Genomic DNA, 20,144 nt, shown 5'->3' on the forward strand with positions numbered 1-20,144 from the left:
GCATCACCTTCACGCCAAGAGCCCGGGACCTGCCGCCGACTGCCTTCGGCGGCAGGTCCCGATTCTGCTTACTCGGCGTCGTCGGTGCCCTTCGACCTGTCGGAACTCTTGCGCCAGTGGGTGAATCGTTCCTTGATGTCCGACGCTACATCGCCGACGCCATTCCCCACGGCGCCGACCGCACCGCCCAATCCGCTACCGATGTCGCGCACCATGCGGATCAAAGGGTCCTCCGACTCGTCGAAGTTCTGCTTGTAGGTCTTGGCTGCATTCTTGAACTCGTCGCTGATCTTCGCTCCGTCGTCATCGCCGCGACGGGGGTAGTTTCCGCGCAGAATCGCGGCGTAGTCTCCGCTGTCCACCCACTTCTTGAGCTCGGCGGCGCGAAGCACCGAGAACGGGTGAGAGAGCAGTTCGATGTTGAGGAGCTTGAGTACACCGTCGCGGAGGTCGCCGCTGGCGTCGTACTCGGCGGCCTGGGCAAGAAACGCGTCGATGTCGATTTCACTGACTCGGGATCCGCCCGCCAATTTCATCTGGACGCGAATCGCGGTGTGTACGTCCTGCCCGCACAACAGTCCGGCACGATCACCGGACAGTTCTGACTTGCGCTGCCATTCCATGAGGGCGGCGATGATCGCGCGCAATGCCCATCCGCCGACGGGCAGCCATCCGATGGTTCCGGCCAGTCGCATCAAATGCATCAGGATGGTCCGATACACAGCATGACCGGACAGCGCGTGGCCAAGTTCGTGGCCGATGATGAACCGCTGTTCCTCGTAGTTCATCACGTCCAATAGGCCGGTAGTGACCACCATGAACGGCTTGTCCATGCCGATGGTGAAGGCGTTGACCATCGGGGTCTGGAGTACGAACAGCTCGGGTGTCTCGTCGGCCTGCAGGATGTCGACGCAGTCACGGCGCAGGTCGTTCAGGTCGCTGAACTGGCGTTCGTCGACTCGCACCGACGTGGCCAGGTACATGAGGCGGTGCTGACGTTCTTGGAGCAGTCCGGACAGCGTCCGCAGGACAGTGTCGAACCCCCGAAGCGTCCGGAGCGTCACCAATGCAGCCCGATCGGCTGGGTGTTCCCACGCACGCGAGCTGATGTCCGGGAACTCGATTCGGGTGCGATCTGGTGCAGTGGTCATGGTGGCCCCTCACTTCGATGTGTGTCGACTCACCTCCAGGGTAACGACTAGTCGGTTTAGCGTGGATTTCCCGCAGCTCACTCGGTGGGCTGGGGGAGCGTGCAATCGGTGACTTTGGGGTTGACGCCGAAGTAGTTCAGCGGACCCGCGATGACCGTGAGCGCGATGGTCCCGACGCCGGCGCAGTTGGTCGGCGAACTGCTGTAGTAGCCGCGTTGGCCGGCCGCGACGGCCCCGACTATCAGCCAGATCAGAACGATCAGAGTCACAATTCTCATCATGGCGGGCTCGATTCTTCAAATATTATGGTGCCCAGCGAAATACCCGGTCAGAGTGGGTATGAAACGCTCTGCCGACGGGTATCCACGGTGTATGCGGCTCGAGGCGGGCGTATCCGCCCGAGTGAACGCACTGAAGGAGCTTGTGATGATCATCCTCGGCGTGATCCTGCTGATAATCGGTTTCGTGGTGAACATTCCGATCCTGTGGACGATTGGTGTCGTCTTGCTGGTGATCGGAATCATCCTGTACGCGCTGGGCGCGGCCGGGCACGCCATCGGTGGTCGGCGGCATTACTACTGATCCGTTGTCGGCTCGTCGTGCGTATCCGTGCCAGTCGGCGCGGTCGGTACGGTGCGCTGAACGGCACGCGCAATCAGTTCCCGAAGGCAGACCTGGCGCAGCGTTCGCTGTTGCCAGTCGCTGCCGTTGCCTGTGACTGACTTGAGCTGCAGCGCCGACTCCACGCTCGCGTACTCGCCTCCCTCGTCGAGGGAGTCACGGACATGGATCAGGAGCCGGTGCAACAGTTCCGTGGCTGAAATTCTTTGTGAGGTAATCGGATCGATCGACGCTCCCAGGACGCCTTCCTTCGCGGACACCCAGGTTGCGAGGCGGAGGCTCTCGAGGGAAATGTTCGGAGCCTCGATGCCCCGGTCTATCGCGCGTAACGCAGTTGCCACCAGAGCCCGTCCAAGGGTTGCAAGTAGCGCTGCATCCTCTGCTGTCGGTTGAACGTCGCAGACTCGGATCTCGACGGTCGGTAGGTGGCAGGAAGGTCGGATATCCCAGTAGGCCATCCGCTTGTCGAGCATCACGCCGCAATCCACCATCTTCGCAACCGCGGTGTCGAAGTCCCCGGTGGTCTCGAAGTACGGCGGCGGCCCGGCGACTGGCCACCTGGACCATTGGATCGCCCGCCAACTCGCGAAGTCGGTGTCGACTTCTTGGTGGACACGGGAATTGGCGCTCAGTGCCAACAAGGCGGGCAACCAGATGCGCACGTGATTGCAGACCTGCACGGCCTGTACTTGATCAGCGACGCCCACATGGATGTGGCAACCGCAGATGCTTTGTTCGGCAGCGAGGGCGCCGAAGCGTTCGCCCATCCGGCGGTAGCGAGGCGAGTCGCTGATCTCGAAACGCGAAGGCCCCGAAAGCGGTGCGCCGACGGCCAACAGCCTGCAGCCGTTCAACTCGGCAGCTTTTGCCGCGAGCCGACGCATGTCGATCAAGTGGGTTCGGAGTTCGTCGATGCCATGGCACACGGGAGAGTTGGTCTCGACTTGGCAGCGGGACAACTCGAGCTGAAGATCCAACCCCAGTGTCGACGCGGTTTCCGCAACCGCAACATTGTCGGTGGACGGCAACCAGGAGGTTGGGTCGACGAGGATGAATTCTTCTTCGACGCCGACGGTCGGGGTCGTCGATTCGTGGCGGCCAGCGGTGGATTCGGCCGAGCAGGTGGCGCCCATGCTCGCGTCTACCCGGTCGGTCGAAGGCGGAAACCGACCCGAGGAAGCCCCGTTCTCGTCGGGAGAACGGGGCCTGTGGTCGGCCTTGCCAACATCTCGGAAGCGTCAACGAGTCCTTGCACACCGTATGAATCTGGGGACTGGCGTGCCTGGGAAAACGTACTGTGTCGGACTCGGTAAAACGAGACCCCAAGGCATGTCTCACCCCCTATTTCACCCTCGTGTGGACTTGTCCGCACACCCTTCGCCGAGTCGCGGATCATGACCTGGCGGCCTGCGGTGGTGCAGTCTCGGTTTTATCCGTGGGGCCGCCGTTATCGAGCAGATTCCGAGAATACGAACCCATCTAAACTAACGTCCAGCATTCGGATGTGACGTTCTGGCGGAGTGTGTGGGTTCGGTGAGTCAACAGATATTTGATCAGTTAATCGCGTGCACAGCATCCGGAGAAGTTGTGGAACTTTCGAACTGGTATTGCGTTTCACCAGCGCAAATCTTCAGTGGTCATGAGTAAAAGTCAGAAGATGGGAGAAAGTGCCTGGGATTGTGTTGCTACCGGTTCGTTATCGCATACGAGTGTCCACTATGTGCGTGGATGACGACTCTTGAAGGCGGGCAAAACTGCGTGTCAGCTGTGTCGGAGCTTCCTCTGCCTTTGTGTTCTTGGATTGAGAGTTTCACCAGGAATATCTTTCGTGATCGACGCGCCGGGAAATTTTTCTCAAGATTTACCCACTTGCTAATTGGGGAATTCAGCGGGTTGCGGAAGACCGAAATATTGCGGGTGGGAGCTGTTATTTCCGGTGATTTGCCCATATCTTGCTGAGTGACGTATTTGCGACCGAAGTGTCGCGCGGTCGAGAAATAATGCTTTTCATGCTTTACATTGGAAATTGCAAGATGCACGTTTCATCCTCAGTGTTAAACGAAAGGACGAACGCAATGGGTAGCTTGGAAGATTTCGACATCGCGGCACTTCTTCAGAAGGTCATCGCATTCTTCGACGGATTCTCGTCGGACGAGACCGAGACCCCCACGGGCTAAGACTTAGCGAAGCCGCTGTGCATCCGGATGACACTGGATGCGCAGCGGCTTCTCTGTATCCGGCGCCTTCATCGGCGAAGGCAATGAATCGGCGTGCGTGGTTTCGGCCCGCCACTGGGCACTAGCTGGTCGCATCATTCTGGATCAAGAGCATCGCGTCGTCGACCGGATCGAAGTACAGAGCCGGGTCGGCAACCAGTGCAGCGTCGTCACCATGAGTTTGCATGGTGACAACCCAGGCACGATCGTCGTGTTCCACGTAATAGGCACCCGCGAGGACCCCGATGGAACTGCCGCCCTTGAATCCGCCGTAAGTGAACCATTTCGCGGACTCGTCACTGAGCGCCGGATCCTCGGCGAGAATGTTTCGAACCGGTGCGCCGCTCTCGGTCTTCGCCTTCTCTTGCAACGTGACCAACGCGGCACGCAGGTCGGCGGGCGAGGCGAACCAATCGATGTCGAAAGGCCATGCGGGGGTGGTGAATGCTGACGCCGGGATGTCCACCAGGCCGCCAGGTAGTGCCGCGAGTATCGCTCGACGCTCGTCCGGAGTTCCGTCGCGCCAAGCGATACGTTGTGCGCCTTGGTCACCCCAGCCGAGTTGGAACAGTGCGCGGGTCGGCTTGAGCGGGATGTTGAGCGAAGGATTTGCCATGCCCATCGGGGCGAACTCGGCTTCTACCTGCTCGCGCCCGACAGCAGCGATCAGCATGTCGGTGGCGGTGTTGTCGCTGATCGAGATCATCTTGCCGGCGGTATCTCGGACCGTGACTTCAGTTCCCGATGGCAGGTCCTGCATGGTCCCGCCGGGCATCGATTTGAGGTCGTCGGTGATGGTGAGCTTCTGATCCCAGGAGAGTGTCCCGTTCTGGACGGCCGTCGCGACCGCGCCGAGAACGTACAGCTTGATCGTTGACCCTGTGGGCTGTGGTGAGGTGTCGCCGACACTGAAGACTTCGGCGTTCTTTCCTTCGGTGACCTCGGTGACGGTCAGATTGGTCGGCGCGGGAAGCGCTTTGACAGCTGCCTCGAGTTCTTGCCAAGATGCGGCCGGCACATGAACGTCCTTGGTCGGTGTGATCGCCATTCCGAGGATCAGCCCGTTGCCGTCGACGACGACGTTGACGTCGAACGCACCGCCGGTGGTGCTGGTGATGGAAACTGTGCCGTCGGAGTCGCCTCCCTTGTACTTCACTGTTGTCCAAGGCTGTCCGGCTCGGATGGAGTCGAAGTCCGGAGGTGTCAGGACGACGGGTGCAGTGGGCCCGAAGTGTTCGGCGATTTCTTCCTGGGTCAACGGCGTGCTCGTGTTGAACGCACTGAGAAGCCAGGTGATCTGCTTGCCGACGGAGCTGTCAGGGATCGTGACCGTAGCGGGTGCCGCGGTGGGGGAGGTCTTTGTGCGGTTTTCAGAGGTTTGTGCGGAATCAGTCCCGGAAGTACATGCGGCGAGGGCGAATACCGCTGCGGAGGCAAGTGCTACCAGCGTGAGCGGGCGACTCTTCCTGCGTGTGTGTTCGAGTTTCATGGACTTATTTCATCAGCATCTTCTTCGGCGCGCGTCCGTCTGAGGTGTAGACATACTCAGCCTGAGGTACTGAATCGCTTCATTCTGGAGTACCGTCAACCACTTGTAGTGGTGACACGCGCCTTGCCGCTGGACAAATGGGAGAAAGGCTGCACTCGAAGAACTTTCGTGATGACTGCGAGAGCTAGTTCTTGGTCGCGGCCAAAAAGGACGGTTGCGTTGACAGCGCTGCGATTTCTTCGGGGAGTTCGGGGATCCGACGATCGTACAGTTCTGCCAACTCGACCGAGCTGAAGCGTCGGACAGTCCAATTGTGTTCAGCCAACCACTGGCCCGGATCGGATCGATTGTCGCTGTAGAACAGTTGCGAAATGTCCAGGTCTCCGAACGGGTCCTTGGCGAAGTACTTGGATCTGATGGCCGCAAGCTTGCTCGGGTCGGTTCCGGCCGGAAAGTCGTTCACCGCCAAGCGACTACCGGTGGCCGAGAGTTCGTCGATCCGCTCGAACAGGGCGTCGTGGGCCGGGCCGGGGAGATAGGCGAGCAGGCCTTCCGCCGACCAGGCTGTGGGTTCGTTCGGGTCGAAACCAGCCTCCTCGAGTGCGGCCGGCCAGTCGTTTCGCAGATCAGTAGGCACAGTGCGTCTATCGGTCTTCGGCTGGGCGTCGTGCGCCGCGAGCACTTCGGCTTTGAACTCCAGCACCTTTGGCTGATCCACTTCGAATACCGTCGATCCTGAGCTCCAATCCAGCCGGTACGCACGCGAATCCAACCCTGCTGCAACGATTACCGCCTGCCTTACTCCGGATTCGGTTGACGACGAGAAGAATTCGTCGAAGAACCTGGTTCGCAACCCCATGAAACCGCCGAAGGGGGTGTCCTCGAGGAGCGTGGGATCTTTCAGAAGAGCTGTGAAATGCGGCTCGGCTGCAGCTTCTACGAACCACGATGCGAACTTGTCTTCGATGATCGCGTCCGGACGGGTGCTCTCCAGTGCTCGGAACGTTGCCACTGCCAGCGCGGTAAGTCCGACGCTACTGACGATGTCCCACGTATCTCCATCGCTCCGCATTGTCTGGGTGTCCTTCCGCTCTTGACGACTGAGCCGAACTCTCTCGACCCTACGCCCGTGTGACCCCTCGTCGCCTGGAACGGAACGGTCGGACTGGGAGCAGCAAATACACGCTGACCGGATCGAAAAATTCTGCAGTGCAAGGCGTTCGGTTTGAATCAGCATCCTGCCAGGAATTTGCCAGGTCAGTGCCAGTGAGCGGCAAGGATGCAGGACTTCACTGGGGTGTGCCTCAGGGCTGAGAGAGAGCCTCGAGAATCCTTCGGGCAGGGGATTGATCGTGGCATGACCATCCGCCGGAACCACTTCGTGGGACCGTTCGGTTCCAGTTGATCTCTCGGACCGCACAACGAATGTCCCGTCGAGAAAGAGAGATGTGAGCCCATGTTGCAGGAAGGCTCGCTGGATGTATTGGCCGCCGCGGCGCGGAGCGGTAGCCGTGAGTCCATGGCCAGTTTGTATGCGGCGTTTCGTCCGATGGTTGTGCTGCGGTGCCGCGCCGAGCTTGATCAGGCCGTTTCCGATTCCGCCGCGGATGCCGCGTGCGTCGCCGTTCTCACGGCAGTGTGCGACGGATCGGAGACGTATCAGCCTTTTCTACGCGTGCTGTACGCGAGTACAAGCATCGCGATTGCTCGGGCGGCATCCGACGGGTTCAGCGGTGGATCGCTCCCGCCTCCGACAACGCTCCCGATTGTCGAACGCGATGTCCTGGTGTTGCGGCTGATCGTCGGGCTCGATACAAAGGCGACCGCAACGTCGCTTGCCCGTACGACAGACGAGGTGTCGCTCGACCTGCATCGGGCGCTGCGGCGACTGCGAAAGTTGTCTTCTTCGAATGCAATCAGGGAGAGCTTGGTATTCACCTGAGGGCGTTCGGAATGCGCAGATTCGGGCGGGAACGGATCCCTCCCTTACTGGCCGGCGATGTATTCGATCGACGGGCCGGCAGTCCAACCGCCGTCGACGGCGATCTCGGAACCCGTTGTGTACGAGGCATCGTCGGAAAGCAGGTAGGTGACCGCTCCGACCAACTCCTCCGGGCGACCGACACGGCGATACGGATTGTTGGGGAATGCGCCCTCTTCGAGGCTGATGCCCGTCGGTGCAGTCATGGGCGTCAGGACCATGCCGGGGTGAACCGAGTTGACCCGGATCTTGTCGCGGCCGAGTTCGACGGCGGCGATCTTGCTCAGCCCACGCACGCCCCACTTGGCTGCGCCGTAACCGCTGGTCAGAGCCATGCCCATCAGGCCGGCGGCCGAGGAGATGTTCACGATGGATCCGCCGCCGGCTGCCTTCATGAACGGCACCACCGTGTGGATACCGGTGTGCACGGACACCAGGTTGATCTGGATGATGCGCTGGAACGTCTCGAGTGGTTCCTCGGCGACTGTCTGGCCGGACGCCGAGATTCCGGCGTTGTTGACCAAACCGTTGATCGCGCCGAACTCGGATACTGCGTACTCGGCGGCGGACTTCCAAGACGCTGGATCGGTGACGTCGAGGTGAACGTAACGCGCTGCGTCGCCGAGAGATTCGGCCACTGCTCGACCGTCGTCGTCGAGTAGGTCGCCGATGACGACGCGGCCGTTGCCCGCGACGATGCCGCGGGCAAACGCCTCGCCCAGGCCGCGTGCGCCGCCGGTGACGAGAACGATTTTTCCGGAGAGATCCTGAGTCATGATTGTTCCTTACCTGTAGGTGTTGCGAGATATGGCTTCGAGAACGCCCCGAGCGCGCGGGTGATGGCCTCGGGTGCGGGCGTCCGGAGGTCTGCCATCTCACGCAGTGCGGCGACTACCGCAAGTGTTGCCTGGCCCGAAGCCGCTGTGGTGTCGAGCGAGGTTTCCGGACGGTCGATCAGGCGTGCGACTTCTGGGCGAATCAGTTCCATCGTCTCGAAAGTTGCTGATTCCCAAACTCTCCGGAGTGCCGCATCACCGAAGATGATGGGCATCAGTGACCGGGTCATCGGCTCGAAGGACTCGCCGACCGATGCGATAAAGGCATTCTTCACAGCCGCTGCGAGCCCGAATTCGCGGGCTTGCGCGCTGAGTGCGGTGGCCAGACTGCGGTTTCCCTCGTCGAGCATCGGCCAGATGCTCTCCTCTTTGGTGGCGAAGCAACGGTAGAACGTTCGCTCGGAGATTTCTGCCCGCTCGGCGAGCTCCGCGATGGTCGTCGAAGTGTCGCCGCGTTCGACGAAAGCGGCAGCACAACTCTGCGAGACGCGGAGAAGTAGTGCAGTGCGGCGGGCTGTTGCCATATCCGCACTGTACCAAAAGTGGCAGAAACTGCCACAAATGGTGTCGGCCGGTCAGCCGACGTTATCTTCGATTCCGGAAACCTCCTGCTCAACTGCGTTCTTGAGGTTCAGGAGCGTCTTGCGGATGTTGCCGCGCTGAAAATCGGCGAAGGTTTTTCCTCCGGTGGCAATTTTGTCGAACATGTCGGCGGCGAAGTCCGGCCAGCCGCGCCTGTCGTCGGTCCACGTTTCGGTAACTCGGGTTCCGTCGGGCACCGGCGAGAATCGGTACTGCCAGGTTGCGATAGAGGCGGGGATCCGGGGAGTACCGAGGCCGATCTTGTGAACACGGAATTCGAAGAGCTTCCCGGCCTCGGCAGCGGTGACGGTGCATCGCGTGGTCCACTGCGCGCGCCCACGCTTGTTGTGCCCGTCGAACTCCATGCCCAGGAAAGCGCTTTCGCGGTCTCCCCGCAAGGTTGCGCCTGTGTTTTCGGGACTCCAGGCACCCATACGAGTGGGATCGCTGATGACCTCGTAGAGGGAAAACGCGTCGGAGCTGACGACGATGCTGTCGGAGACGGTAAGTTCGCGAGCCATTTCGGTTTCAGGTTCTTTCTGTCGAGCGTGTGTGAGGTGAGTATGACGATCGGTGGTTTCGCGAACAAGATGCGGACGTGGCGGATGAACCGTCGACCTGATCGGCGTTGAACTACAGGTGCGGTTTCAGTTGGATCTTGACCGCGCCTTCCTGCTTCTTCTGGAAGATCTCGTAGGCGTGTGGCGCCTGATCGAGCGGCAGCTGATGGGTGGAAAAGGTGTCGACGCCGAGTGGGTCGTCGTCAGTGAGCAGGGGCATGATGTCCTCTACCCACTTCTTGACGTTCGCCTGGCCCATCCTGAGCTGAATCTGCTTGTCGAACATGGTCATCAGCGGCAGCGGATCAACCATTCCGCCGTAGACACCGATCAAAGAAATGGTTCCGCCGCGCCGAACGATGTCGATGGCCGAATAGACAGCGCCAAGGCGATCGATTCCTGCGTTACGCATCGCAGGCGCGGCAAGAGCATCGGGAAGGAGTCCGACGAACTGCTGCGCGAGCTTTCCGATCGGAGACCCGTGCGCTTCCATACCGACAGCGTCGATCACCGAATCGGTTCCGCGGCCGTTTGTCGCGTCTCTGATGGCATCGCCGATCTTGCTGCCGTAGTCGTCCAGGTTGAGGGTCTCGATGCCGCGTTCGGCAAGGCGCGCAAGGCGTTCGGGTACACGGTCCACACCGATTACTCGAAACCCCTTGTGGTGGGCGATACGAGCCGCCATGTCACCGATCGGTCCGAGGCCGAGGATTGTCACGGACCCACCCGGCGGAATGTCGGCGTATTCGACCGACTGCCAAGCGGTGGGGAGCACGTCGGAGAGGTAGACGAATCGCGAATCCGCGGGACCTTCGGGAACTTTGATGTGTGTGAAATGTGCTTGCGGTACTCGGAGGTACTCAGCCTGCCCGCCGGGCACCGAGCCGTAGAGCTCGGAGAAGCCGAACAATGCTGCGCCCGTTCCCTGATCGCGGACCTGCGTCGTCTCGCACTGTGTGTAGAGGCTCGAATCGCACATGAAACAGTTGCCACACGAGATCTGGAACGGAATCACGACGCGGTCACCTATCTCGAGATTCGTGACTTCCGAACCGACTTCTTCGACGATTCCCATCGGTTCATGGCCGAGAATGTCGCCGGCATTCATGAACGCACCCAGAGTCTCGTACAGGTGCAGATCGGATCCGCAGATATTCGTCGTGGTGACCTTGATGATCGCGTCGGTGGGTTCGACGATCTTCGGGTCCGGAACCGTATCGACGCTTACTTTCCGTTTGCCTTGCCAAGTCACTGCGCGCACTGGGATCGACCTCTCATCGTGGAAATGCTGTTCGCAGTCACCTGCCCGAAAGCACTGAAATGCAAACAAAATCGGTGAGGGTTGCGAGAAGTCCTGAGCGCGTTAGATTGAGATGGAGCTGGGTCCCGGTCTCTTTGCACCGGCTCCAGGACTGAGACGACGAGATGATGAGGACGATCGCATGACCGACAAAGACGACAACGACCAGTCGCCCAAGGGTGGGCACCCAGGACCCGTGGACAAGGGCGGCGACGGGGGAATGGCAACGCGAGAACAGGCGCCTGAACTGGTCGAGGAGACCTCCGGCGAGAAGTCTGACGACGAGTAGTTTCCTTTTACTCCGCGTTGGGTAACAACGGGGATAGGCCGCATCGGACCGTCCCGGAATCAATGCGGGCGAGGTTCCTCGAGGTTGAGCAGCCAGCCACGGGAACCGCCTTGAGCAGATCCCTCAACCCTGTTGTCATTCAACCCTGTAACAGCACGTGATCGAATCGGGTCCGCAGTAGTGTCGGGACCCGGAAGTCGTCAAGCGTTCGAACTATCAACTGCTCGGCAACATCCCGGAGTTTCACGTTGGTCTCTTGAGAACGCCACACGAGTATGTCGAAGGCGCGATCGGCCGAAATGCCGTAGATCACCATGAGCATGCCTTTGGCTTGCTCGATTACTCCGCGAGAAGCGGTGATTTCGTTGACCAGCACGTCGACAGACGCTTTCACCGTGCTGTCGAGGGTTTCGGTGACGTCGATGTAGAAGCCTGAGCTGCCGACCACGGCACCCGACTCGTCCACGACGCTGTCGCCGACGACGATTACCGAGTGAGTATCCCCTGCAGTGTCGATGATGCGGTGGCGGCTGCTGAACGGTCCGCCTGAAGTGCGGATGGCGTGCAGTGTCTGGGCAACGTGTCTTCGGTCGTCGGGATGCTTGTGCGAGAGCATCAATTCTGTCGTCGGAGCTACTTGGTCGGGTTCGTATCCGTGAATCCGTGCAACTTCGTCCGACCACTCCCACCGGTCGCCGTTGCGGTGATAGAGAAAGCCGCCCACCCGGTGTGGAGCCCCCGATCCTGACGTTCGCCCCAACCCGTCCTCGTTCACCACACACGCCCCCTCGTTCTCGACCTCGTCCCAACCGGCGTACTCGCCAGTTAGTTATATCGGACAAATCCGGCGGAGGTGGTGTCGGTCCCATATTTCGGAGCATCGTCTGGATCGCTACCGCATGGGTCGGGGAAACCGGCGCTCAGAGTACTTGGCGACGGTCCCACGTCACTCGCGGTTGAAACAGTGTTGCCGCTCTGTCCATTCGGTGATCGCCGCCGCGATGGCCGCAGGCTGATCCTCGGGGGCGAGATGTCCTGCGGGACCGCACTGTTCCACCTCGAGATTTGCGATATTCGATCGGCTCCACGTGACTTCGTCAGGTCCGATCATGAGAAGTTCTGCGGGGCCGCTGAAGGTGAGAAGAAGTTTGGGTACGTCGGTGCTTTCTGCGAGCCAATCGCTGTACGCCGCCACACGTGCATTCACGTCACCGGGAGTTCCTTCGATGGGGAAGGATCGTGGCCACTCGAGAAGGGGTCGGCGACTCTCTCGTGACGGATAAGGGGAGCGATAGGCCTCGGCATCGGTTTCGGTCATTTCACCGAGAACCGTTCTGTGAAGCGCTATTTCGAGAAAGAAGTTCTCGTCGAGTACCTTCGTCTCTCCTGTGTCGGAGTCCCTCAGAGCTTCCACCCGTGCCCGTGCCTCTCCCGGGAAGTGTTCGTCCCAGGTCATCGGACGAAGGATCGTTTCGAAGAAGGCCACACCTCGGACGCGATCGGGGTGGCGGGCAGCCCAGTCCAGTGCAAGTGCCCCGCCCCAGTCGTGTCCGACGAGTACGACGTCGTCGAGTTCCATCTGGTCGAACCAGGCGTCGAGGTAGCGGGCGGTGTCGAGGAAGCCGTAGTTGATTGGCGGTTTGCCTGACTGCCCCATTCCGATGAGGTCAGGGGCAAGTGCGCGGCCTAGATTTCCTATCTGCGGCAGGATGTTTCGCCACAAGTGCGAGGATGTGGGGTTTCCGTGGATGAGTACGAAGGGTGTTCCTTCACCGCGCGAGCGGTAGGCCATGGTCGAGTCGAGCACGGGAATTGTGGGCATTGCGACTCCTCAAATAGTTTCCATATACTCTAATTGAGATAGTAGCCATGTATTCTATTTGTATGCAAGATCGAGAAACATGGACGACAGGGTCGCTGGTGTGGCACCTTGGCTTGCGCTGGCGGGCGGGGGTTGACCGAGCGATCGCGCACCTGGGGTTGACTCACGCCCAGTATTCAGTGCTCGCGTCTCTGCATGGTCTGGTGAGTGCGGGGGAGAGGCCGAGTCAGCGAGAACTCTCAGCGCACACAGGATTGCAGCGAATCTACATATCCAAGCTCGTGCGAGCGTTGGAGAAGAGCGGGTTTGTTGTCAGTGAACGCGATAGACGCGATGCGCGAGCCGTTCGCCTCGATCTCAGTGACGAGGGCAAACGAGTCATAGAGCTCGCTAAAGACATTGTCCGCCAATTGGATGCAAAGAATACGGAAGTGCTGACGAAAACCGGAGGGCGGGAACTCGCCGAGCTCCACCGCGCCCTTGACGCGTTACTCGACGCCACCGAAGCAGCAGATGGATAATGCGCCGGTCCGCTTCGTGGCGAAACCGAAGGCGATCGTGTGCGGACCCGGTCCACAGGACGTTCGTTGGAGGACCGACGGAAGCGTCGATCCCCCAACGAGCCCTATTGTCTAGCTGTCGATCGTCACGGTGTCACGTTGATCGGTGTGGCCGATGCGAACTGCAGTGTGCCCGACATTGTTGCCGTGCCAGTGGCTGCGGCGGGGCAGACGGGTCCGGTGCCGGTGCGTGTGTAGTTCACGGTGCCGGTGTTGCTTGCCACGACGCGCTGGTTGGGAATATCGAATGGCAGCGGTCCGACAGTGCTGGCCCCGACGGTGACTGTGCATGTTGATCCGGGCATCGTGACGACTGCGCCTCCTGCAGGAATGACCAGGGATCCCTGAGCCGATCCGGTGTCTGCCGAGACGTTCAATAGCCACGAGCCGGAGGTCGTGACCACAGCGGGTAGGCCGTTAGCCTTGCACCCGGTCAGGCTGGGGGTGCCGATGTTTACGTTGATCCCGCCCGTGCCGGTGGTGGAGTTACCCGGCGCCGCTGGGATGGTTCCGGATCCCGTCGTGCTGGAGCAGGTAAGCGTGATTGTGCCAGTCTTGATACTGAGATTGCTGCTCGAGGCAGTCACGGCTTGACCCGCTGGAGTGACGACGGTGGAAGCCGAAGCGGCGCCGGCTGCGACCGCGATCGCGGCTACTGCGGCAGCTGTGACGAAGGTGGTGCGGCGAACTGCATGGGACATCGATATCTCCTTGTTGTCGGTGATACTTCGTGAGTCGCCGGTGCTTGCTCTACTGCGTCCGCAGGCTGTCGGCGCCGATGTTGAACACATCGCTTGTGGTGGTCAACGAGTTGTGACCACTCGAAGACGGAACGTTGGCGCGAAGATTGACGGCCCAATTCAGTGCGCCGAACAGTCCACATCCAGATGCGCCCGGTACCGCGAACGTCTGGTCGGCGTGCGTCACGTTTCTGACGGCGGCGGTATCCGGAAATCCTGGAACTTCCTCCAGGACACCATTTTCGGAAACTCCGAGTTTGAACATGATCGGGTTGCTCGCAGAACCCAGATAGCAGTTGCCGCCCAGCAAGGGGTTGGAGATCTTCAATCTTGCCGGAAGTGTGACACCGAGTTGGAATGCGTCGACTGTTGGCAACGCGACCGGTTCGACTGTTGCCTTGATGGTGGTCAAGCCGCCGGGGAACGGTATACCGAGCCCGAAGATTCCTCCTGGTACCTCGATGGGGCTGGAATAGACGCCTTTGGTGCCGTCAGTGGGAGGAATGAAGATCTGGTCGAACCCGAATTCAGCGTCGGGGTTCTCGCGATAGGCGACACCGCCGGCGATATTCAACGAGCCGGAAGGAATCGGTACTTTGAGCCCGTTGATGTTCATTTCGCCGCCTTTGACGACGACATCGACACAGGTGCTTGTCTCCGGATTGGCTATCGGGCATTTTCCCCAGCCCCCGAACGGCGCATTGGGCAGCGGGGCCGCCGTCGCGGTTGACACCGCCCCGAGAGTGAGGACTCCCGCTGCGACGACGGCGAGCGCGGCTCTGAATCGTATTGTGCGCATGGACAAGTGAACTCCGTTTCGAGGTGGCAATCTGTCGTCGATGACGGTTCTGTGGCAGTCGGTTGGATTGCTAGTTGGCACTACGTTCGGCAACGACGGCAGCGGGTTCGGGTGAGCCGGCCGGCTGGGGCCTGAGGCTGTCGGCACCGATGTTGTAGACGTCACTCGTCGTGGCGAGGGAGTTGGACGTGGTGGACGAGGGAAGCCCGGCGCGCCAGTTGACGATTGGATTCAGAACGCCGAACGGGCCACACCCGGAAGCTGTCGGGACCGCGAAGGGCTGTCCGGTGTGCCCGGTGTTTCGAACGACGGCAGTATCCGGGAAACCTGGAACCTCTTCGAGGACACCGTATTCGGTCACATCCAAGTTGAGTTGGACGGGGTTGTTGTCCGAGCCCAGGTAGCATTTGCCGCCGAGGAGAGGGTTCGCGATCTTCAATTTGACGGGTAGCTTCACACCAAGCTGAAATGCATCCACGGTGGGGAGTGCAGACGTCGACTCTACGGTGGCCGAAGCCTTGTTCAGTCCGAAGAGATTGTTGAATGGCAGGTCGATTCCGAGTGCGCCCCCGGGGATGTCGATGGGTTTGGCGTAGATCCCCCGACTGTTGTCGTTCGGCGGGATGAATACTTGGTCGAATCCGAATTCAGCCTCTGGATTCTCCCGGTATGCAACTCCGCCTGCGATGCGCATCGCCCCGGCGGGAATGCTGACGGAAAGCTTGCCGATCTTCATGTTTCCGCCGGTGACCGTGACGTCCATACAGGTGCTGGTCTCGGGATTGTCGATCGGACATGAATCCCAACCGCCGAAGGGGATCTCCGCTGCCGGGGCGGCTCCTGCAATGCTTGCTGACAAGCTTCCCACCGCAGCGGCGGTGGCGAACACAGTTGCGGTGGCGAGTGCGCCGAAAAGCCCACGCGACGTCGAACGTCGGGACATGTATTTCTCCTTTGGGTACAACCGACCAGTCGGGATTGTGATGATGAGTGACGGTAGTCACGTGTGACTTGGATGTACAGACAATTTGAAACAATTCCGACAAAAGTATTACTGCGATCGCCTCCGCTACTACTTGTGGCTGTGAGGATTGAAATTTGTTGCAGTGCTCTGTGTCTCGTCATTCACCCACGAATCGCTGTGAGGTGCTTCGACCCGAAAAGGCGTTCGTCGACGGGAATATCGGACTCCTGTCGAAATCGAGGGGGCAATGTTTTGTCGGAGTCGCCAATGAGGGAAGTCAGGGCGAGTAACTTTGTCGAACAGCGGCTGATCGGTACTCCGGGCAGCTGCCCGAGAGAACGGATCGCCATGACGCTGATGCTGCCGCTCGACTCGATGTTCCTTCTGATGGAGTCACGGGAGCATCCCATGCACGTCGGTGGCCTGTCGCTTTTCGTTCCGCCGGAAGGGGACGACGGCGAATTCGCCAGATCGCTCTACCGTTCGCGCACCGACGTCGACTCGATTCGGCCCCTCTTCCGTCGCAAGCCGGTGCAGTTCTTGTCGAACTTCGCGCCGGTGCGTTGGACGGAGGACGCAGACGTCGATCTCGAGTATCACGTCCGGTTGCTCGCGCTGCCCAAGCCGGGTCGAGTCCGCGAGTTGCTCGAGCTGACCTCCATGCTCCACGGCACGCTGCTCGATCGGCATCGGCCGCTGTGGGAGGCGTACGTGATCGAAGGTCTCGCCGACGGCCGAGTTGCCGTGTACATGAAGACGCACCACGCGCTCATGGATGGTGTGTCTGCTGTTCAGGCGTGGTACCGCAGCCTCTCGTCGGATCCGCACGATCGACATTCGATGCCTCCATGGGCGCAACGACCTTCTTCGGGGCGGGTTCGTGCCGGTCGCGGGCTGGACCTGCATAGGCGGGTGGGCTCCGTGATCGAGACCGTGCAAGATGTGGTCGGGGTCGGCCCTGCGATAGTGAACGCCGCTGCCTCGGCGGTGAAGGACCACGTCGCACCGTTACCGTTCGCTGCTCCGAAATCGATCTTCAACGTCCCGATCACCGGCGCGAGGCGTGTCGCCGCGCAGTCGTGGCCGATCGAGCGCCTGCGCAAGGTCAGTTGCGTTGCAGACGTGACGCTCAACGATGCGGTGTTGGCTATGTGCGCGGGCGCGCTGCGGCGTTACCTGATCGAACTGGACGAGTTGCCGGACAAACCGTTGATCGCGATGGTGCCGGTATCACTTCGTAAGGCGATGAGGGTGAGGCTTCCGGCAATGCTGTTGGTGCGGTGTTGTGTGATCTGGCAACCGAATTGGCGGATCCGGCGGCCAGACTTCAGAGAGTTCACGACTCGATGAGTAGCGCCAAGTCCCTGATGTCGGGCCTGACGCCCCTGCAGATCACGGCGCTCAGTGCATTGAATGTTGCCGGCCTCGGGTTGCCGCTGATCCCTGGTTCATCCCGACTGATCACTGGGCGCCCAGTCTTCAATCTGGTGATTTCCAACGTCCCCGGCCCGACGACGACGCGATACTGGAACGGCGCGAAGCTCGAGAGCTGCTATCCGGCATCGATTCCGTTGGACGGGCAGGCAATGAACATCACCGTCATCGGCTATGCGGACACCATGCAGTTCGGTCTCGTCGGTTGCCGCCGCAATGTTCCGCACCTGCAGCGGCTTCTCGGTCACCTCGAGGAATCACTGAGTGAGCTCGAAGCCGCCGCAGGCTGATCAATTCGATTTGGGCATTCAGACGTCACGTCCGTTCACGACCAACTGGTGGACGTCCAGTTCTTTGTCGTCGAGGCCGAAGCTGATGATGCGTTCGGGGTGGATACGGATGATCGGCGCGTCGAGACCATGCGCAGCAGCACCTGTAGCATCCAAAGCCTCTGCCCGTCCACGGATTTCGACGCACCTGACCTGCCATGGATCTACGGATGCGATGTCGTCCACGACGAACGCGATCCGACCGTTGTCTGCGACATTGTGAAACTTACGGCTGCCCGTCATGTTGTAACCGCTGATGTCGATCGTGGCTGTATCCGGGTTGTAGTGGAACCCGACCGGACTGACTTGCAGCGTTCCGTTCCGTTGAACCGTCGCGAGGCGACCGAGAGTCTGTGTGGCCAGGTAGTCGAGTTCGATTCGGGTGAATGTCATGAAATTACGCTAGAACCTGAACTGCTGTAGAGGTCAAGATCTCCGAACGTACAACTCATTCCATCTCGTCGAGGGCCTCTTCTGCTTCGTCGACCCGCCACTCGGCCTCGCGAAGTTCCTCCTCGGACTCTCGAACTGCGACGCGGGCAGCCTTCTCGGTGTTCTTGGCGAACTGTCGTTCTTGTTCTGCGTGTTCGAGATCGGCGCGGAGTTCTTCGATGCGACGGTCGAGGTGGAACAGCTTTGACCTGGCATCCTCGAACTGGGCGGTCTCGGCCTTGACCCGTCGTCGGATCTTCTCGACGCCTGCCCTGGCTTCCTTCAATTCTGCTTTCGCCTTGGCTTGTTCGGCCTTGCGATCCGGAGCAGTGGACTTGGCCGGAGCGTGTTCTTCGGTGTGGATCGCAGGGGCGTCTTGTGCAGAATCCTCCTCCACTACAGCAAGTCCCGCCGGCCCGAAACCGCTGTAACTCGCAGCGGTCACGACCCGTCCGAGTCTAACCTGCGCGGCAGTCTCCTCATCGGCCAGGGCGGCATTGAGAGTCTGCGCGACATCGCGCAACGAATCCTCGCCGACGCTTTTTCCCCGTGAAGCGGCGATCTCACCGGATTTGTGGGCGAGACTCCGCACCACCTGCTGCCTCTGTGTCGTCAGCCGTCGCAAGTCCGCGCCCGAGAGATGGCGTTGAGCGTCGCGTAGCGATTCGCCAAGCGCGAGAAGTGCATCCAGATCCTCTGGTGCATCGCGCGAGATGAGATTGACCAACCACCCCACGGTGGTCGGCTTCCGAAGTTTTCCGATCTCTGCGGCCAGTGCGCGGTCGTTGTCGTCCCGGGCAGCCTTCACATGCTTTGTACGCGCCTCTACGAACTCGCCGGGGTCGAGGCCGTAGAGTTCGTCGGCGACATCATCGAGGGTCACGTATCAATACTGTCATTCGGCGAATCGTTCGAAGACTGTCTTCCAGTCGTTCTTGATGCTCACCACCGTCCACCCGTTTGCGCGCGAGACGTCGAGTGCGTGCTCGGCCCCGTCCACGTAGTCGAACTCGCGTTCCGGATCGTCATGGAGCACCAGAAGGCGAAGTGCCGGAACGTTCGGGTGTTCGGCGAACTTCAACATAGGTAGGTCACCGTTGCTGTTTCCGGCCGCGATGACAGGTCGTCGGCCGATTCGGTTCCAGATCTGTACGGGCTTGGCCGGCCCGTCGTCGACGACATCGGTTTGGGGCTGACGGAGAATTGTGCCGCTGTGCCCGTCGTCCTTCCACGTCAAGGCCACGCCGCTGCCGATGACGCGATCTCGGGGGATTCCGTAGACCTCCTGGCTGATCGGACGCATGAAGTCACGTCCGCCTCCAGAGACTATGTAGTTCGAGAATCCCTTGGCTGCAAGGTAATCGAGCAACTCCACCATGGGTGCATAGCTGCAGTGCAGATACTCGCGACCGAGAGTGGGGTGCGAAGCAGTGCGCAGGTAGGTATCGGCGTGGGTTTCGAATTCGTCGACCGTGACTTCGGCGAATGCCGCCAGGACACCGGCCGCGAGCACCTTCAGTGCGCTGTCGTCGCCGCGATAGTGCTTCGAGATCACATCGTTCAACCAGGCGTAGTCCTTTTCGAACGCCGCCTGCCACGGTTGACGGTTGCGAAGAGTCGGATCCTGGTTGGTCATCTCGACGAGGCGGCGCAGGATGAAGTCGAGTTGGATCGGCATCGGCTTCTCACACCACAGGGTTCCGTCGTTGTCGAAGACTGCGATCCTGTCTTCCGGTGCGATTTCGTCCGGACTTCCCTCAGTCGTCGCGCGTTCGACGAATCGCCGGACGGCCTGCTTCGGCGGGCCGTCTTGCCAGCTCGGTAGCGGGTCGCAGGTGTCGGAGGTGGAGGCTTCAACGAATTGACTGCTCATGTGGTCCCTGGCTTCCAGTGAGTCGATGACAAATCCGGCACTCTCATACTCGGATCTCCTGCCGAAAATGGCATCGCCCATTTCGGGCGACAGCGGTTCGGTGACCACAATCGGGGTATGCGATTCACCATGCGGCCGTAGAGGCTGGAAATCAGATGACCTACAA

At 60.4% G+C, this 20,144-nt stretch carries 20 protein-coding genes and 1 pseudogene; 4 read left to right on the forward strand and 17 right to left on the reverse strand.

The features are described 5' to 3' along the window. Positions 1 to 68: 68 nt before the first annotated feature. Positions 69 to 1,151, reverse strand: a complete 1,083-nt coding sequence (locus tag P0M12_RS18015; RefSeq protein WP_042452503.1) for a M48 family metallopeptidase — start codon at positions 1,149 to 1,151, stop codon at positions 69 to 71. A 77-nt stretch (positions 1,152 to 1,228) separates the two neighbouring features. Next, entirely contained in the window at positions 1,229 to 1,432 is a 204-nt protein-coding gene (locus P0M12_RS18020; RefSeq protein ID WP_003945456.1) for a hypothetical protein, read from the reverse strand. 145 nt (positions 1,433 to 1,577) lie between these two features. Here P0M12_RS18020 and P0M12_RS18025 point away from each other — a divergent pair, with 145 nt between their 5' ends. Beyond that, positions 1,578 to 1,733 (forward strand): DUF6131 family protein, encoded by a 156-nt coding sequence (locus P0M12_RS18025; protein WP_003945912.1) that lies wholly within the window; start codon positions 1,578 to 1,580, stop codon positions 1,731 to 1,733. Here the strand turns inward: P0M12_RS18025 and P0M12_RS18030 are convergent. The 3 genes from P0M12_RS18030 to P0M12_RS18040 all read right to left on the reverse strand — a co-directional run bounded on the left by P0M12_RS18030 (position 1,727) and on the right by P0M12_RS18040 (position 6,549). Further along, positions 1,727 to 2,905: a glutamate--cysteine ligase gene (locus P0M12_RS18030; RefSeq protein ID WP_277376667.1), complete on the reverse strand. Its 1,179-nt coding sequence runs from the start codon at positions 2,903 to 2,905 to the stop codon at positions 1,727 to 1,729. The two genes, P0M12_RS18025 and P0M12_RS18030, sit on opposite strands and share 7 nt — an antisense overlap. Before the next feature lie 1,165 nt (positions 2,906 to 4,070). Next, positions 4,071 to 5,477 (reverse strand): serine hydrolase, encoded by a 1,407-nt coding sequence (locus P0M12_RS18035; RefSeq protein ID WP_054831554.1) that lies wholly within the window; start codon positions 5,475 to 5,477, stop codon positions 4,071 to 4,073. A 184-nt stretch (positions 5,478 to 5,661) separates the two neighbouring features. After that, positions 5,662 to 6,549 carry a class I SAM-dependent methyltransferase gene (locus P0M12_RS18040; RefSeq protein WP_228401953.1) on the reverse strand — a complete coding sequence of 296 codons (888 nt, stop codon included), beginning with the start codon at positions 6,547 to 6,549 and terminating at the stop codon, positions 5,662 to 5,664. 384 nt (positions 6,550 to 6,933) lie between these two features. Here P0M12_RS18040 and P0M12_RS18045 point away from each other — a divergent pair, with 384 nt between their 5' ends. Next, positions 6,934 to 7,419: a hypothetical protein gene (locus P0M12_RS18045; RefSeq protein ID WP_054827314.1), complete on the forward strand. Its 486-nt coding sequence runs from the start codon at positions 6,934 to 6,936 to the stop codon at positions 7,417 to 7,419. A 44-nt stretch (positions 7,420 to 7,463) separates the two neighbouring features. Here the strand turns inward: P0M12_RS18045 and P0M12_RS18050 are convergent, their stop codons facing one another. The 4 genes from P0M12_RS18050 to P0M12_RS18065 all read right to left on the reverse strand — a co-directional run bounded on the left by P0M12_RS18050 (position 7,464) and on the right by P0M12_RS18065 (position 10,697). After that, positions 7,464 to 8,234, reverse strand: a complete 771-nt coding sequence (locus P0M12_RS18050) for a glucose 1-dehydrogenase (protein WP_003945779.1) — start codon at positions 8,232 to 8,234, stop codon at positions 7,464 to 7,466. Next, the gene (locus P0M12_RS18055) at positions 8,231 to 8,818 is read right to left on the reverse strand and encodes a TetR/AcrR family transcriptional regulator (protein WP_007734655.1); all 588 of its coding nucleotides are present in this window, start codon (positions 8,816 to 8,818) and stop codon (positions 8,231 to 8,233) included. The genes P0M12_RS18050 and P0M12_RS18055 overlap by 4 nt, the downstream gene beginning before the upstream one ends. 51 nt (positions 8,819 to 8,869) lie before the next feature. Next, positions 8,870 to 9,397: an SRPBCC family protein gene (locus P0M12_RS18060; RefSeq protein ID WP_277376668.1), complete on the reverse strand. Its 528-nt coding sequence runs from the start codon at positions 9,395 to 9,397 to the stop codon at positions 8,870 to 8,872. Between the two features lie 112 nt (positions 9,398 to 9,509). Continuing rightward, complete coding sequence (locus P0M12_RS18065) at positions 9,510 to 10,697, reverse strand: zinc-dependent alcohol dehydrogenase (RefSeq protein WP_042452468.1); 1,188 nt, start codon at positions 10,695 to 10,697, stop codon at positions 9,510 to 9,512. A gap of 181 nt (positions 10,698 to 10,878) precedes the next feature. Between P0M12_RS18065 and P0M12_RS18070 the strand changes: the two genes are divergently transcribed. Further along, positions 10,879 to 11,025 (forward strand): hypothetical protein, encoded by a 147-nt coding sequence (locus P0M12_RS18070; RefSeq protein ID WP_164490549.1) that lies wholly within the window; start codon positions 10,879 to 10,881, stop codon positions 11,023 to 11,025. Positions 11,026 to 11,164: 139 nt separating this feature from the next. Here the strand turns inward: P0M12_RS18070 and P0M12_RS18075 are convergent, their stop codons facing one another. The 5 genes from P0M12_RS18075 to P0M12_RS18095 all read right to left on the reverse strand — a co-directional run bounded on the left by P0M12_RS18075 (position 11,165) and on the right by P0M12_RS18095 (position 15,889). Then, positions 11,165 to 11,803: a PAS and ANTAR domain-containing protein gene (locus P0M12_RS18075; RefSeq protein ID WP_037132380.1), complete on the reverse strand. Its 639-nt coding sequence runs from the start codon at positions 11,801 to 11,803 to the stop codon at positions 11,165 to 11,167. Positions 11,804 to 11,971: 168 nt separating this feature from the next. After that, positions 11,972 to 12,847: a haloalkane dehalogenase gene (locus P0M12_RS18080; protein WP_047269290.1), complete on the reverse strand. Its 876-nt coding sequence runs from the start codon at positions 12,845 to 12,847 to the stop codon at positions 11,972 to 11,974. 646 nt (positions 12,848 to 13,493) lie between these two features. Next, the gene (locus P0M12_RS18085) at positions 13,494 to 14,108 is read right to left on the reverse strand and encodes a hypothetical protein (RefSeq protein ID WP_277376669.1); all 615 of its coding nucleotides are present in this window, start codon (positions 14,106 to 14,108) and stop codon (positions 13,494 to 13,496) included. A 49-nt stretch (positions 14,109 to 14,157) separates the two neighbouring features. Continuing rightward, positions 14,158 to 14,946 (reverse strand): hypothetical protein, encoded by a 789-nt coding sequence (locus P0M12_RS18090; RefSeq protein WP_021333197.1) that lies wholly within the window; start codon positions 14,944 to 14,946, stop codon positions 14,158 to 14,160. Positions 14,947 to 15,016: 70 nt separating this feature from the next. Then, positions 15,017 to 15,889, reverse strand: coding sequence for a hypothetical protein (locus tag P0M12_RS18095; protein WP_007734676.1), 873 nt, complete (start codon positions 15,887 to 15,889; stop codon positions 15,017 to 15,019). Positions 15,890 to 16,258: 369 nt separating this feature from the next. Here P0M12_RS18095 and P0M12_RS18100 point away from each other — a divergent pair. After that, a pseudogene (locus P0M12_RS18100) lies at positions 16,259 to 17,634 on the forward strand (wax ester/triacylglycerol synthase family O-acyltransferase). Positions 17,635 to 17,652: 18 nt separating this feature from the next. On the opposite strand, the gene P0M12_RS18105 reads toward P0M12_RS18100, so the two are convergent. The 3 genes from P0M12_RS18105 to P0M12_RS18115 are packed head-to-tail and all read right to left on the reverse strand — an operon-like array spanning position 17,653 to position 19,978. Continuing rightward, positions 17,653 to 18,066: a PPOX class F420-dependent oxidoreductase gene (locus P0M12_RS18105; RefSeq protein WP_277376670.1), complete on the reverse strand. Its 414-nt coding sequence runs from the start codon at positions 18,064 to 18,066 to the stop codon at positions 17,653 to 17,655. 55 nt (positions 18,067 to 18,121) lie between these two features. Continuing rightward, entirely contained in the window at positions 18,122 to 18,988 is an 867-nt protein-coding gene (locus P0M12_RS18110) for a hypothetical protein (RefSeq protein WP_277376671.1), read from the reverse strand. Positions 18,989 to 19,000: 12 nt separating this feature from the next. Then, positions 19,001 to 19,978 (reverse strand): HAD family hydrolase, encoded by a 978-nt coding sequence (locus P0M12_RS18115; protein ID WP_208689817.1) that lies wholly within the window; start codon positions 19,976 to 19,978, stop codon positions 19,001 to 19,003. Between the last annotated feature and the right edge of the window lie 166 nt (positions 19,979 to 20,144).

It is taken from the genome of Rhodococcus sp. RCBS9 (assembly GCF_029457415.1).
Taxonomy (GTDB): domain Bacteria; phylum Actinomycetota; class Actinomycetes; order Mycobacteriales; family Mycobacteriaceae; genus Rhodococcus_F; species Rhodococcus_F qingshengii.